Here is a 13,848-nt window from a genome sequence, read left to right as displayed (position 1 = left end):
CGGTGGCTCCCGTCGGTGCGCGGGACAGGCGTGGTCATCGGTCGCTCCCGTCGTCGGGCAGGGCCGCGCCGTCGGCGAGTACCCCGAGGAGGTCCTCGGCGAGTTCCGGCTTCAGCAGTCCGTGGGCGAGGGCGCGGTCGGCGGTCGCGCGGGCCATCGCCAGATAGCCGGGGACGGTCTGCGGGGCGTGCCTGCGCAGTTCGGCGACGTGCGCGGCGACCGTGCCGGCGTCGCCGCGCGCCACGGGGCCGGTGAGGGCCGCGTCGCCGGACCTGAGGGCGTTGTCCAGGGCGGCGCCGAGCAGCGGGCCGAGCATGCGGTCGGGGGCCTCGACGCCCGCGGCGCGCAGCAGCTCCATGGACTCGGCGACCAGGGTCACCAGGTGGTTCGCGCCGAGCGCGAGGGCCGCGTGGTAGAGCGGGCGGCTCTCCTCGGCGATCCACTCCGGCTCGCCGCCCATCTCGATGACCAGGGCCTCGGCGGCCAGGCGCAGCTCGTCGGGGGCGGTGACCCCGAAGGAGCAGCCGGCCAGCCGCTGGACGTCCACCGGGGTGCCGGTGAAGGTCATCGCGGGGTGCAGCGCGAGGGGCAGCGCGCCCGCCCGCAGCGCCGGGTCGAGCACCCGCGTGCCGTACCGCCCGGAGGTGTGGACGAGGAGCTGGCCCGGCCGGACGGCTCCGGTCTCCGCGAGTCCCTCGACGAGGCCGGGCAGGGCGTCGTCGGGGACGGTCAGCAGGACCAGGTCGGCGCGCTCCATGACCTCGGCCGGGGTCACCAGCGGCACGTCGGGCAGCATCCGCGCGGCGCGGCGCACGGAGGCGTCGGAGACCCCGGAGACGGCCACCGGACGGTGTCCCGCCAGCTGGAGCGACGCGGCGAGCGCCGGACCGACGCGACCGGCGCCGACGACGCCGACGGTCAGCCGCGCGGGGCGGTCCTTGGGCTCTGGCTGTTGGAATGTACTCACTCGACGGCGGCCTTCCCGTTCCAGTCCGCTCGGGGTACCGGACGATTTCTCGTCATGTTAACGCGATTGGTTCGAGGGCCGTCCGGTTGTCCACAGGCTGTGGGTTCCCGCGGGCCCTGCGGAGCACGCACGCGGGTGCCGGTGCGGGCCGCCCCGGGGGATGATCCGGGGATGAGCGAAACGGCGGAGCAGGGCGAGGACCGGGCGGCGCGGGACGGCGAGCGGGCGGCCGCGCCGGGGTCCGGCGGCGGAGCGGGCGGGGCGCCCTCGGAGCAGCGGCGGCGCGAGCGCCGGACGGCCGCCTACCGGGGTGCCCGGCGTCTGCTGGCCCGCGCCGGCCACCGGGCCACGCTCCGGGAGCGGCTGGCGGTCCTGGACGACGCGGCGCGCCTGTACGACCTGGACGCGTCCGTGGACGTCTACGGGAACGGGATCGTCGAGGCCCTGGAGGAGCGGGTCGCCGGACTGCTGGGCACGGAGGCCGCCGCCTATTTCCCCACCGGCACGATGGCCCAGCAGGTGGCCCTGCGCTGCTGGGCCGCCCGCACCGGGAACCCGACGGTCGCCCTGCACGCGCTGTCCCACCCCGAGGTGCACGAACGGAACGCGTTCAGCACGGTCAGCGGGCTGCGCCCGGTCCGGGTGACGGACCAGCCTCGGCTGCCGACCGCCCAGGAGATACGCGACTTCAAGGAGCCCTTCGGGGCGCTGATGCTCGAACTGCCCCTCCGGGAAGCCGGTTTCGTCCTGCCCACCTGGGAGGAGCTGTCCGCGGTGGTGGAGGCCGCGCGGGAACGCGACGCGGTGGTCCACTTCGACGGGGCACGCCTGTGGGAGTGCACCCCGCACTTCGGGCGGCCCCTGGCCGAGATCGCGGGCCTCGCGGACAGCGTCTACGTGTCGTTCTACAAGTCGCTCGACGGGTACAGCGGGGCGGCGCTGGCCGGGCCGCGGACCCTCGTCGAGGAGGCGAAGGCCTGGCGGCACCGGTACGGCGGCCTGATCGTCCAGCAGTTTCCCGCGGTGCTGTCCGCGCTCGCCGGTCTGGAGCGGGAGCTGCCCCGGCTGCCGGAGTACGTGGCCCACGCGCGTGTGGTCGCCGCCGCGCTGCGCGAGGGGTTCGCCGCCGCCGGGGTGCCGTGGGGGCGCGTCCACCCGGAGGAGCCGCACACCCACGACTTCCAGGTATGGCTGCCGTACGACCCCGAGGTGCTGGAGGACGCGGCCGTCGCCCAGGCCGAGGACACCGGGACGTACCTGTTCACCGGCGCGTGGGCCCGTGGCGGGCCGGGGGTGTCGTGGACCGAGGTGTCCGTGCGGTCCGCGGGGCTGGAGTGGACGGCCGACGAGGTGCGGGCGGCCGTCCGGGACTTCGCCGCGCGGCTGCCGGCCGCGGGCTAGCCGGGTTCCGGGGCGGGCGGCCGGAGGGCCGGCGCGCCGGCCTGGTTCCGCCAGGGCCGCTCGGGTCCCCGGCCGGGCCGCCGGGGGCAGGGGGCGACGGCCGGGTCCCGCCAGCGCCGCTCGGGTTCCGGGGCGGGCCGCCGGGGTCGTCGCCCGGCCGGGTCCGCCAGGGCCGCTCGGGCACGCACCCTGGCCCGGGCGGTGGGTGTCAGCGGCTCACGTGCCGCCGGGCGCGCAGCCACCGGCCGGCGGCCTCCCGGATCCGCCCGCGGGCCGGCCGGCCCGCCAAGACGGCGCGGAAGCGCCGGACGTCGCGCAGTTCCCGTGCCGTCCGCCGGTCCTGGGCGCCCGGCGCGGGCGGGGGCGGCTCGCCGAGCTGCCGGGCCCGGTAGGTGTCCAGGAGGTACTGCTGGGTGATGCTCATGGCGGTTCGCCTCTTCGTGACGGAGAACGGTCGGGATCCGGTGTGGGCCCGCGGTGGCGCGGTGCTCCCAGCCTGCGCCCGCACCCGGCGTCCGTCCTGCCGGCGGGCAGCCGGTGTCGGTCGGCGGCGGCGTTGTCGGCGGGGCGGTGCACCATGAGGGCATGAGCGTGAGCATCGACGTCACCGGGCTGCGGCGGGAGCGGGTCGCCGTCGTGCCGTCCCCGCTGGCCGAGCTGGGGATGGCGCTGCACGCGCTGTCCGAGCCGGGGCACCATCCGGGGCTGCAGGGCTGGGCGACCACGGTGACCGCGGGCCTCGACCCGCATCTCGCCGACCGGATGTGCGAGGCCGACTTCCTGTGGCGCACGACGTTCTCGGACCTCTTCCTGCCCGCCGCGGGCATCCCCGGCGGATCCACGCTGCCGGGGGCCACGCTCGCCGAGGACCTGGACCTGCTGGACAAGCTGACGGACGAGCAGTTCGTCGCGGCGGCGCTCGAGTTCACGTGCGCGCTGTCGTACGACGCGCCCGGCCCCGACACGCTGTCCGACCCGCGGCTGCGCGCGCGTGCCCTGGAGCTGGCGGCCTCGCGCGGGCCGCACCAGGTGCGGTTCGCCCGGCGGCTGCTGGAGGACCCGCCGGGTGTGCGGGCGTGGCTGCGGCAGTTCGCGCAGGACTGTGACGAGGCGTTCTTCGCGGAGGCGTGGTCGCGGCTGCGGCACCAGCTCGCGGCGGACGCCCGGCACAAGACGGACCTGTTCCGCCGCAAGGGCCTCGCCGGGGCGCTGGCCTCGGTCTCCTCTTCCGTGACACTGGACGAGTCCGCCGGACGGATCGTCGTGGACAAGCTGGCCGACGGTCACACCGCCACGGCGGACGGCGGACTGCTGCTGGTGCCGACCGCGCTCGGCCGGCCGCACCTGATGGTCCTCCACCGCTACGGATGGCAGCCGGTCCTGCACTACCCGGTCGGGTCGCCGGAGCCGGCCGTCCCGCCCTCGGTCGAGCAGCTGGCCCTGCGGATGACGGCGCTGTCCCACCCGGTCCGGATGCGGATCTGCCGTCATCTGGCCCGCAGCGCGTACACCACGGGGGAGCTGGCGCAGGTGCACGGCATGACGGCCCCCGAGATATCCCGGCACCTCGGCGTCCTCAAGAAGGCGGGTCTGCTCACCACCCGCCGTCGCGGCCGGTACGTCCTGCACCAGCTGGACGTCACCGTGGTGGCCCGCCTCGGCAGCGACTTCCTGGAGGGCATCCTGCGCTGAGGCCTGCCCGGCCGGACGTCTCCTCGAAGCAGCGGGGCTCGGTGACCGTCACGGGGGCGACGCGGTCACGACACCGTCGCGCCGGGCGAGCTCGCCGGTGCGCCCGGGTCGCCCGCCGGTCGCGTCCCCGGTCAGCCGTGGCCGCCCGCCCGCACCAGGCCCGTCTCGTAGGCGAGGACGACCACCTGGACACGGTCGCGCAGTCCCAGCTTGGTGAGGATGCGGCCCACGTGGGTCTTGACGGTGGCCTCGGACAGGACCAGCCGGGCGGCGATCTCGCCGTTCGACAGTCCCTGCGCGACCAGCACCATGACCTCGCGCTCGCGGCCGGTGAGCCGTTCCAGCTCCGCGTGCTGGGGCTGCTTGCCGGCAGTGGGCAGCATCGGGGCGAACCGGTCGAGCAGGCGCCGGGTCGTGGAGGGCGCGACGACGGCGTCACCGCTGTGCACGGAGCGGATCGCGGTCAGCAGCTCGCCCGGCGGCACGTCCTTGAGCATGAATCCGGAGGCGCCCGCCTTCAGCCCGGAGAACGCGTACTCGTCGAGGTCGAACGTGGTCAGGATCAGCACCTTCGGCGGCTCGGTGTCCGAGCAGATGCGACGGGTGGTCTCGACGCCGTCCAGTTTCGGCATGCGGACGTCCATCAGCACCACGTCGACGTCGGTCCCCCGCAGCACCTGGAGGGCCTCGACGCCGTCGCCCGCCTCGGCCACGACCTCCATGTCCGGCTGGGCGTCGAGCACCATCCGGAAGCCGGTGCGCAGCAACACCTGGTCGTCGACGAGCATCACGCGGATCGCCATCGGGGTCCTTTCAGAGACGTACGGGGGTCAGCGGGTCGGGCGCCTACGAGGCCGGGTGGGTCCCGGACACCAGCATCGCGTACGGATCGGGCACGATACGTACAGGTGTGCGGCGAACGTATGTACAGGTGTCAGTGGGCGGCCTTGAGCGGCAGCAGGGCGCTGATGCGGAAGCCTCCGCCGGGGCGCGGCCCGGCGTCCAGGGTGCCGCCGACCATGCCCACCCGCTCGCGCATGCCGATCAGGCCGTGGCCCCGGCCGTCGGCGCCCCCTTCCTCGTACAGCTCGTGCGGTGCGCCCTTGCCGTCGTCCTCGACCAGCAGCCCGAGGCCGTCGTCGAAGTACACCAGCCGCACGCTGGCGCCCGCGTTCGGGCCGCCGTGCTTGCGGGTGTTGGTCAGGGCCTCCTGCACGATGCGGTACGCGGTCAGCTCGACACCGCTGGGCAGCGGGCGCGGGGTGCCCTCGACCTTGTAGTCGACGGGCAGACCGGCGGTGCGCACCTGCTCGATGAGGTCGTCGAGCTGCTCCACGTCGGGCTGCGGGACGTACTCACCGCCCTCCTGGTGCTCGCCGGTGCGCAGCACGCCGAGCAGGCGGCGCATCTCGGCGAGCGCCTGCCGACCGGTCCCCGAGATGGTCTCCAGGGCCTTCTTGGCCTGGTCGGGGGCGGTGTCGAGGACGTAGGCGGCGCCGTCGGCCTGGACCACCATGACGGAGACGTTGTGCGCGACGACGTCGTGCAGTTCGCGGGCGATCCGGGCGCGTTCGGCGGCGACGGCGACCTTCGACTGCGCCTCGCGTTCCTTCTCCAGGCGGGCGGCACGCTCCTCCAGCTGCGCGAGGTAGGCGCGGCGGGTGCGGATGGAGTCGCCGAGCACCCACGCGAGCGCGAAGGGCACCGTCTGGAAGACCGCTATCAGGACGATGCCCGGGGTGCCCGTCGCCTCCTGCGGCCAGCGCAGCTGGGACAGGGCCGCCGCGCAGAGCCCGCCGACCAGGGCGAATCTGGAGGCCCAGCGGGCGCCGTCCGCGGCGACGGTGTAGATGATCACCAGCAGCGCGAAGTCCGCGGGCGACACCCCCACGTCCAGGACGAGTTGCGCCACGCCGGTGGCCGCCGCCAGCACGAGCATCTTCTCGGGCATCCGGCGGCGCAGCGCGATCACGAGACACAGGACGGCGGCGACCGGGAGCGCCACGGCGAGCGGCCCCCGGTGCTCCGACGCCCCGCTGACACTGCGAAGACTCACGCCGGTGATCCCGAACAGGACGACGGCCCAGAAGCAGTCGACCCACGTGGGGTACCTGCGGAGAAAGTCATAGAGGCGCTGCACGTAACCCAGAGTAGGTAGGCGCGGTGTGTGCAGGGGTCAACCGGAGGATCGATCCGCAACCCGTACGCGTACTCCCCAAGGTGGAGGGCCCGCAGTCCTCTGCGGCTACCGGGCTCCCCGGGACGGGGTCGGCCGGGGAGCCGGGAGGGCTCTAGCCTGGGCCGGTGACGGATGAGGCGGCGGACGGCCGGGGTGTACGGCGGGAGACGGCCGACGGCCGGCGCGGGTGGCGTGCGGCGGCCGAGGAGGCGCTGTACGGGCCCCACGGCTTCTATCTGCGCCCGGAGGGGCCCGCGGGGCACTTCCGCACGTCGGTCCATGCCTCCCCGCTCTTCGCGCGGGCCGTGGCACGGCTGCTGTGCCGCGTGGACGAGGTGCTGGGACGCCCGGCGGATCTGGCCTTCGTCGACATGGCGGCGGGCCGGGGCGAACTCGTGACCGGTGTCCTCGCGGTCCTGCCCGGCGACGTCGCCGCCCGCGTGCGCGGGTACGCGGTCGAGCGGGCCGGGCGCCCCGCCGGTCTCGATCACCGGATCGAGTGGCTGCCGGAGCCCCCGGAGGGGATCACCGGTCTGCTGTTCGCCAACGAGTGGCTCGACAACGTCCCCGTGGAGGTGGCCGAGGCGGACGCGGAGGGCGTACCCCGGCTGGTCCTCGTACACCGGGACGGGACGGAGCGGCTCGGGCCGCCCGTCGCCGGGGCGGACGCCGAGTGGCTCGCGCGCTGGTGGCCGACGCCGTCCGCGGGCATGCGGGCCGAGATCGGCCTCCCGAGGGACGCCGCCTGGGCCCGCGCCGTCGCCGCCCTCGACCGGGGCCTCGCCGTCGCCGTGGACTACGCGCACTTCGCGGGCGCGCGGCCCCCCTTCGGGACGCTCACCGGTTTCCGCGCGGGCCGCGAGATCCCGCCCGTGCCCGACGGGTCGTGCGACCTCACGGCGCACGTGGCGCTGGACGCGTGCGCGCTGCCCGGCGGGCGCATGGTGACGCAGCGGGCGGCCCTGCGCGCGCTCGGCGTGCGGGGCGACCGCCCGCCGCTGTCCCTGGCGACCACGGACCCCGCGGCGTACGTACGGGCCCTCGCGGACGCGGGCGCCGCCGCCGAGCTCACCGCCGCGGGCGGACTCGGCGACTTCGGCTGGCTGCTCCAGCCCGTCGGCGTACCCGCGGACCTACTTGTCGATGTCCCCGACCACGAAGAACAGTGACCCCAGGATCGCCACCATGTCGGCCACCAGCGTGCCCGGCAGCAGTTCGGCCAGCGCCTGGATGTTGTTGTACGAGGCGGAGCGCAGCTTCAGCCGGTACGGGGTCTTCTCGCCCTTGCTGACCAGGTAGTAGCCGTTGATGCCCAGCGGGTTCTCGGTCCACGCGTACGTGTGTCCCTCGGGGGCCTTCAGGACCTTGGGGAGCCGCTGGTTGACCGGGCCCGGCGCCAGGTCCGCGAGGCGGTCGAGGCAGGCGTCGGCGAGCGCCAGGGCGACGTGCGTCTGCTCCAGCAGGCACTCGAAGCGGGCGAGGCAGTCGCCCTCCCGGCGCGTGACCACCTTCAGCGTGTCCTGGAGTTCCGGGTAGGCGAGGTACGGCTCGTCGCGGCGCAGGTCGAAGTCGACCCCGGAGGCGCGCGCGATCGGCCCGCTCACCCCGTACGCGTGCACGGCCTCGGGCGACAGCACACCGACACCGCGCGTGCGGCCCCGGAAGATCTCGTTGCCGAGCACCAGGTCGTCGTACACGCTCATCCGCGAGCGGACGGAGGCGACGGCCTCACGCGCGCGCGTGGCCCAGCCGGCCGGCAGGTCCTCCTTGAGGCCGCCGACGCGGTTGAACATGTAGTGCATGCGCCCGCCGGAGATCTCCTCCATGACGTTCTGGAGTTCCTCGCGCTCCCGGAAGGCGTAGAAGACCGGGGTGATCCCGCCCAGCTCCAGGGGGTACGACCCGAGGAACATCAGGTGGTTGAGGACGCGGTTCAGCTCCGCCAGGAGCGTGCGCATCCACACCGCGCGCTCGGGGACCTCCATGCCGAGCATCCGCTCCACGGCGAGGACCACGCCCAGCTCGTTCGAGAAGGCGGAGAGCCAGTCGTGGCGGTTGGCGAGCATGATGATCTGGCGGTAGTCGCGGGCCTCGAAGAGCTTCTCCGCGCCGCGGTGCATGTAGCCGATGACCGGCTCCGCGTGCTGGATCCGCTCGCCGTCGAGGACGAGCCGCAGCCTGAGCACGCCGTGTGTGGACGGGTGCTGTGGCCCGATGTTGAGCACCATGTCGGTGCTCTCCGCGGCGCCGCCGATACCGACCATGGTCTCCGTCGTGGGAGTCATGGGGACAGTCTCTCGTACGTACCCTTGCGGCATGGAGACGGGGACCACACAGAACGCGGCGGGCGAGCCCGTCTGGACCGGCCTGCCGCCGGGCCTGCTCCGGATGCGACGGCTGCTGCTGGTGGTGTGGGCGGGGCTCGCGGCGATCACCGTAGGGCTCGGCCTCGGGTTGCTCGCCGGGCCCGGCTGGGCGGCCTTCGCGCTGCTCCCCCTCGGTCTGGCCCTGTGGGGCTGGCCGGTGCTGGGGCGCAACTGGCGCTCCTGGCGGTACGCCGAGCGCGCGGACGACCTGCTGATCAGCCGGGGTGTGCTGTGGCGCGAGGAGACCGTCGTGCCGTACGGGCGCATGCAGCTGGTCGAGGTGACCTCGGGGCCCGTGGAGCGGTACTTCGGGCTGGCGAGCGTGCAGCTGCACACGGCGGCGGCGGCGACCGACGCCCGCATTCCGGGCCTCGACCCGGCGGAGGCCGAGCGGCTGCGGGACCGGCTCACGGAACTCGGCGAGGCCCGATCGGCGGGCCTGTGACCCCGCCCCCGCCGCCGGTCCCCTCCGAACCGGCACCTGCGGACCTGCCACTGCCGGGGACCGCGGGCGCTTCGGACACGTCGACGCCGGAGACGACAGGGGTTCCGGGCACATCGGCGCCGGGGCCCGCGGAGGCGGACACGTCGGCGCCGGGGGCCGCACAGGTACCGGACACGTCGGCACCGGGGGCCGCGGGCGTTCCCGGCGCCGATGGCGCGGTGGCGCCGGCGGAGGCGTCCGCGCTCGTCGAGCAGCGCCTGCACCCCGTGACTCCGCTGCGCCGGGCCTGGGCGCCCGTCGCCGTGCTGGCCGGCTGGGCGGTGCACGACCCCGGCCAGGCGCAGGCGCAGCTGACCCGGCTGACGACGACCACGCTGCTCGTCGGGCTGGCCGTGTTCGTCCCGGCTGCCGCCCTCTACGGTTTCCTGACCTGGTGGTTCACCCACTACGCGGTGACCCCGACCGAACTGCGCATCCGTACCGGCCTGATGTTCCGCCGCACCGCGCACATCCGGCTCGACCGGCTCCAGGCCGTCGACATCACCCAGCCGCTGCTGGCCCGCGTCGCCGGGGTCACCAAGCTCAAACTCGACGTCATAGGGACCGACAAGAAGGACGAACTCGCCTACCTCGGTGAGGGTGAGGCCCGTGCCCTGCGTGCCGAACTCCTCGCGCGCGCCGCCGGTTTCGCGCCCGAGACGGCTCACGAGGTCGGCGAGGCACCGGTGCGGAGGCTGCTGCACGTGCCCGCGGGCGTCCTCGCCGTCTCCCTGGTCCTGACCGGCGCCACCTGGGGAACCCTGACCGCCGCGCTCGTCGTGCCGTCGCTGCTCTGGTTCTTCACCCACAGCGTGTGGACGGTTCTCGCGACGGGCCTGCCGCTGCTCGGCGCGGCGGGCGCGAGCAGCGTGGGACGCTTCGTCGCCGAGTACGACTGGACGGTGGGCGAGTCCCCGGACGGCCTGCGGATCGACCACGGCCTCCTCGACCGTACGCACGAGACGGTGCCGCCCGGCCGGGTGCAGACCGTGCGGATCGTCGAGCCGCTGCTGTGGCGGCGGCGCGGGTGGGTCCGTGTCGAGCTGGACGTGGCCGGATCGTCCAACTCCGTGCTCGTGCCGGTCGCTCCGCGCGAGATCGCCGACGCGGTGATCGCCCGGGTGCTGCCGGGCGTGGTCGTGCCGGGCGCGCTGTCGCGTCCGCCGCGCCGGGCCGGCTGGTGTCTTCCCTTCTGGTGGCGGGGCTACGGACTCGCCGTCACTGACACCGCGTTCGTGGCGCGCCACGGGCTGCTGCGTCGCAGCCTCGCCCTCGTACCGCACGCGAAGGTGCAGAGCGTGCGGTTCGAACAGGGGCCCTGGGCCCGCTTCAAGGGGCTCGCGGACGTCCATGTGGACACCGGCGCCAACAGGACGGTGACGGCGCGGCTGCGGGACGCCGGGGAGGCGGCGGCACTCCTCCAGTCCCAGGCCGACCGCTCACGCACGGGGCGCGGACAGGCCCGCCCGGACCGCTGGATGGCCTGAAGCACGACGGGCGGCCCGCAGAGCCGGGGCCGCAGGCCCGGGGACCGCAGCGCCCGGGGACCGCAGCGCCCGGGGACCGCAGCGCCGGAGGCCGCAGCGCCCGGGGGCCGGAGGCCGACGCGGGCGCTTGCGGACGGCCGGAAGACGCGCGGTGCGGTCCCGGCCCGGTACGACGTGAGGGCACCGGCGACAGTGCCGGTGCCCTCACACGAAACCCGTGGACGTCCTGCCTCAGCGGCCTTCCTGTCTCAGGAGACCGCGCTCCGCAGTCCCGCCAGGTCGATCCGCTCCGTCTCGTCGTGCGCGGTCAGGTCGATGACCTGGCCCACTCCGCGGGACTCCTCGTCCGCGGGCTTGAACTGGACGGCCTCAGACTCGGCCTTGTGCAGCGCGAGCGCCTCCTGGCCGACGACGTCCGCGAGGTCCTCGTTCTGCACGGCCTCCAGCGCGTCGGGCGACGTGCCCTGCTGCGTACCGAAGAAGTCGAAACCGCCCTCGACCCGTCGGCGCCGCCGGGGCGCGTTCGGTACGACCGCCACGGCCGTCGGCACGGTGAAGTGCCCGGAGGGCCGGATCGACTTGACGGGCTTCGTGGGCTTCACGGGGGTGACAGCCGCGGACGCCTCGTCGGCGGAAGCCTGCGGTGCGACGGCCTCCGGAGCGGCAGCGCCGGGCGGGCGGGCGGGTGCGGGCCGGGTGGACGGCGGTCGCACGGGGACCGGCCGGACGGTCGCGGAGGCGGTTTCCCCTGCCGAGGGCGCGGCGGCCGCGCGCCGGTGCCCGTCGGCCGCCTCGGACTTCCCCTCCGCCTCGTCCTCCTGAACCTGCGCCGGCCCGGACGCGGCCTGCGCCGGGTCGTCCTTCACCGGACCGCGCCGCGCGGACGTGTCCCCGGCCGGGCCCTCCGCGACGGGGGACTGCGGGCCGGAACCGCCCTCGGTTGAGGGGCCTTTCGCGCGTCCACCGGGGCCGGGACCGTCCGTGCCGGGACCCGGCTCGCGCTCAGCGTCAGCCTCAGCGTCGTGGTCGTTGTCGGCGTCGGCCTCGGCGCCGGCGTCGGCGTCGGCGTCGGCGTCCGCGTCGACCTGGAGTTCGGGTTCGGCTGCGGACCCCGAGCCGGGCTCGGGCTCGGACTCCGGCTCCGGACCGGGGCCGGTTCCTGAGTCGGGCTCGGATCCGGCGTCGGGGTTCGCCGCCCGCTCGACCACGATCCGGTCCAGTGCCGAGTTGGCGCGCAGGAACAGCGAGGAACCCGTCGGGGAGAAGGGCTTCGAGGAGTCGACGCCCGACTCGTCGCCCTCCGGGCCGGTTCCGTCCTCCGGGCCGGGCGGGCCCTTCAGGTCGGTGCCGGTGCGCCCGGACGCCGGAGTGGGCGACGGCACCGGAAGCGTACGAGCCGCCTCCATGGCCGACGCGGACACCGGACCCGCCGACGGAACGGCGGCACCGGACGCGGCGGCACCGGACGCCCCCGGGGACGCCACGGCCCCGGGCGCCTGCGCTGTCCGGTCGGCCGAGGCCGCGGTCAGCGCCCGTGCGGGAACCGCCGTCTCTATCGCGAGCACACGACGGCTCTCCAGCGCGGTCGCGCGCTCCGTCTCCGCCGTGGCGTACCGCCGCAGCAGCGCCGCGTGTTCGTTGCGCAGGCCCGCCAGTTCCGTCCGCTTGGCACGCAGCCGGTGCTCCAGCTTGCTGCGCAGCTCGCGCGACTCCTCCAGGTCGGTCTCCAGTTCGGCGACCCGCTCCTCGTAGCGCCACTCGTCGCTCGCACGCGCGCGCGTGAGTTCCGCGACGCGCTTGCCCGCCGCCGTGTCCCAGCGGCGCATGACGACCGAGCCCACCACGGTCGTCAGCGCGGCAGCCGCGGCCAGCCCACGGAGCACCGAGGGATCCGTGAACAGCCAGGGCCCGACGGCGCAGAGAAGCGAGACGCCGGCGATCGCCGAAGGAGGCAGCAGCCTGTGCAAGGGCGGGGAATGACGATGACGTCCACGTGGCATGGCCAGAAACTTACCGCGCGTAGGCGAATCATGGTGCCCCGCGAGGTAAAAACACGGCCACCCCGCAGCCTTCACACGCCCCGGGCACGAACACGACGACCGCATCACCTCGCGAAAGCGCCACAACCTCAGGGCGAAACCCCTCCCACGTCTTCGCAAAGACGTTGCAGGGGCCGCCACTTCGGTCCGCGGGGGGCCCGTCACTTCACTCCCGCGAAGAGCGCATTCCGCCGGAGAGGCGGGGCGGCTACTTCTTGATCAGCCCCTTCGACTCCAGATACTCCTTCGCCACATCGGCTTCCTTCTGGCGCTCCTCGTCGACCTTGCGGTTGAGTTCCACAAGATCATCCGTGGTGAGCGTTTCCGTCAACTTCCCCAGGGTGTCGGCTATCGCCCGGTCGCCGGCGTCCTTCGCGTTCACCACCGGAAGCACGTTGTCCGCGTTCTGCAGCTTCTTGTCGTCCTCAAGGAGCACGAGGTCGAAGTTCTTCAGCGTCGCGTCCGTGGTCGTGGTGAGGACCAGCTGGTCCGTGCCGTTGCTGACCGCCTGCTTCGACTGCGTCGTACCGACGCCCTTGGGGTCGATTCCGGAGACGTCGATGCCGTACGTCTTCTTCAGACCCGGCGCGCAGAAGGGCCGCGTCTCGCATTCGTCACCGGCCGCGATCTTGACCTTGACGCCCGACCTGCCGAGGTCCGAAAGGGTCTTGAGGTCGTGCTTCTCGGCGAATTCGGTGCTGACCGCGAACGCGTTCTGGTCGACCGCCGCACCGGCCGGCAGCACCTTGAGGCCCCTCGGCCCGGCGAGCTTCTCCAGTGCGGCGACCGTGGCGCCGACATCGGCGGAGGCGACGGGCTTCGCCTTCGGGCCGTTCTCCTTCACGTTGAGGAATTCCGCGAGGGTCGCCGCGTAATCGGGGACGATGTCGATCGCCCCCTTCTCCAGCTGGGGTTCGTAGATCTCGCGGTTCTCGACGGTCTTGACCGAGACGCTGTAACCCGCATTGTCGAGCACCTGCTTGTAGAGCTCGCCGAGGACCTTCGCCTCGGTGAACCCGGCCGCGCCGACCACGAGCTTGCCCTTGCCGCCGCCCGACGCCTTGTCGGGGCCGTCGTCCTCCAGGCTGTCCCCGCCGCACCCGGTGAGCCCCGCGGTCAGCGCGCCGACGGCCACCGCCGCGACCGCCATCCGACGCGTTCTGCTGTTCATCGTTACCCCTCTTCGGAAGTCGTACGTCATCACGGTGCGCCCGGAACCGGGAGGTCACCGCG

The 13,848-nt window shown here is 74.2% G+C and carries 12 protein-coding genes; 5 read left to right on the top strand and 7 right to left on the bottom strand.

The genetic code is table 11. The features are described from left to right. Positions 1-34: 34 nt before the first annotated feature. Positions 35-967, bottom strand: coding sequence for a Rossmann-like and DUF2520 domain-containing protein (locus tag ACFYP4_RS15235; RefSeq protein ID WP_388785651.1), 933 nt, complete (start codon positions 965-967; stop codon positions 35-37). Positions 968-1,138: 171 nt separating this feature from the next. Here ACFYP4_RS15235 and ACFYP4_RS15230 point away from each other — a divergent pair, with 171 nt between their 5' ends. Continuing rightward, on the top strand, positions 1,139-2,368 hold the full coding sequence (locus ACFYP4_RS15230) for a threonine aldolase family protein (protein ID WP_388785649.1): 1,230 nt from the start codon (positions 1,139-1,141) through the stop codon (positions 2,366-2,368). A gap of 208 nt (positions 2,369-2,576) precedes the next feature. Here the strand turns inward: ACFYP4_RS15230 and ACFYP4_RS15225 are convergent, their stop codons facing one another. Then, on the bottom strand, positions 2,577-2,792 hold the full coding sequence (locus ACFYP4_RS15225) for a hypothetical protein (protein ID WP_388785647.1): 216 nt from the start codon (positions 2,790-2,792) through the stop codon (positions 2,577-2,579). A gap of 161 nt (positions 2,793-2,953) precedes the next feature. Between ACFYP4_RS15225 and ACFYP4_RS15220 the strand changes: the two genes are divergently transcribed. Further along, positions 2,954-4,060, top strand: coding sequence for a DUF5937 family protein (locus ACFYP4_RS15220; protein WP_388785645.1), 1,107 nt, complete (start codon positions 2,954-2,956; stop codon positions 4,058-4,060). Positions 4,061-4,191: 131 nt separating this feature from the next. Here ACFYP4_RS15220 and ACFYP4_RS15215 read toward each other — a convergent pair whose 3' ends face one another. Both ACFYP4_RS15215 and ACFYP4_RS15210 read right to left on the bottom strand, forming a co-directional pair. Continuing rightward, complete coding sequence (locus ACFYP4_RS15215; RefSeq protein ID WP_358855775.1) at positions 4,192-4,863, bottom strand: response regulator transcription factor; 672 nt, start codon at positions 4,861-4,863, stop codon at positions 4,192-4,194. Between the two features lie 131 nt (positions 4,864-4,994). After that, positions 4,995-6,200, bottom strand: a complete 1,206-nt coding sequence (locus ACFYP4_RS15210; protein WP_358855774.1) for a sensor histidine kinase — start codon at positions 6,198-6,200, stop codon at positions 4,995-4,997. A 164-nt stretch (positions 6,201-6,364) separates the two neighbouring features. On the opposite strand from ACFYP4_RS15210, the gene ACFYP4_RS15205 reads away from it, so the two are divergent. After that, positions 6,365-7,408 carry an SAM-dependent methyltransferase gene (locus ACFYP4_RS15205; protein ID WP_388785642.1) on the top strand — a complete coding sequence of 348 codons (1,044 nt, stop codon included), beginning with the start codon at positions 6,365-6,367 and terminating at the stop codon, positions 7,406-7,408. On the opposite strand, the gene ACFYP4_RS15200 is transcribed toward ACFYP4_RS15205, so the two are convergent. Further along, a complete protein-coding gene (locus ACFYP4_RS15200; protein ID WP_358855772.1) occupies positions 7,373-8,524 on the bottom strand; it encodes an NADH-quinone oxidoreductase subunit D in 1,152 nt (383 codons plus the stop codon). The genes ACFYP4_RS15205 and ACFYP4_RS15200 overlap by 36 nt on opposite strands. A gap of 31 nt (positions 8,525-8,555) precedes the next feature. Between ACFYP4_RS15200 and ACFYP4_RS15195 the strand changes: the two genes are divergently transcribed. Then, a complete protein-coding gene (locus ACFYP4_RS15195) occupies positions 8,556-9,050 on the top strand; it encodes a PH domain-containing protein (RefSeq protein ID WP_388785640.1) in 495 nt (164 codons plus the stop codon). A 218-nt stretch (positions 9,051-9,268) separates the two neighbouring features. Beyond that, complete coding sequence (locus ACFYP4_RS15190; protein ID WP_358854745.1) at positions 9,269-10,576, top strand: PH domain-containing protein; 1,308 nt, start codon at positions 9,269-9,271, stop codon at positions 10,574-10,576. 248 nt (positions 10,577-10,824) lie between these two features. Here the strand turns inward: ACFYP4_RS15190 and ACFYP4_RS15185 are convergent, their stop codons facing one another. Continuing rightward, on the bottom strand, positions 10,825-12,576 hold the full coding sequence (locus ACFYP4_RS15185) for a hypothetical protein (RefSeq protein WP_388785638.1): 1,752 nt from the start codon (positions 12,574-12,576) through the stop codon (positions 10,825-10,827). 247 nt (positions 12,577-12,823) lie between these two features. Beyond that, positions 12,824-13,786: an ABC transporter substrate-binding protein gene (locus ACFYP4_RS15180; RefSeq protein ID WP_388785636.1), complete on the bottom strand. Its 963-nt coding sequence runs from the start codon at positions 13,784-13,786 to the stop codon at positions 12,824-12,826. Positions 13,787-13,848: the final 62 nt, after the last annotated feature.

The sequence above is a fragment of the Streptomyces sp. NPDC005551 genome (assembly GCF_042871785.1).
Taxonomy (GTDB): domain Bacteria; phylum Actinomycetota; class Actinomycetes; order Streptomycetales; family Streptomycetaceae; genus Streptomyces.
This window is presented reverse-complemented; position numbering and strand designations above follow the sequence as displayed.

Bases quoted from the DNA above. Each gene is read 5' to 3' on its own strand.
- ACFYP4_RS15200 (WP_358855772.1), bottom strand. From the start codon at position 8,524: ATGACTCCCACGACGGAGACCATGGTCGGTATCGGCGGCGCCGCGGAG.
- ACFYP4_RS15215 (WP_358855775.1), bottom strand. From the start codon at position 4,863: ATGGCGATCCGCGTGATGCTCGTCGACGACCAGGTGTTGCTGCGCACC.
- ACFYP4_RS15230 (WP_388785649.1), top strand. From the start codon at position 1,139: ATGAGCGAAACGGCGGAGCAGGGCGAGGACCGGGCGGCGCGGGACGGC.
- ACFYP4_RS15180 (WP_388785636.1), bottom strand. From the start codon at position 13,786: ATGAACAGCAGAACGCGTCGGATGGCGGTCGCGGCGGTGGCCGTCGGC.
- ACFYP4_RS15195 (WP_388785640.1), top strand. From the start codon at position 8,556: ATGGAGACGGGGACCACACAGAACGCGGCGGGCGAGCCCGTCTGGACC.
- ACFYP4_RS15220 (WP_388785645.1), top strand. From the start codon at position 2,954: ATGAGCGTGAGCATCGACGTCACCGGGCTGCGGCGGGAGCGGGTCGCC.
- ACFYP4_RS15225 (WP_388785647.1), bottom strand. From the start codon at position 2,792: ATGAGCATCACCCAGCAGTACCTCCTGGACACCTACCGGGCCCGGCAG.
- ACFYP4_RS15185 (WP_388785638.1), bottom strand. From the start codon at position 12,576: ATGCCACGTGGACGTCATCGTCATTCCCCGCCCTTGCACAGGCTGCTG.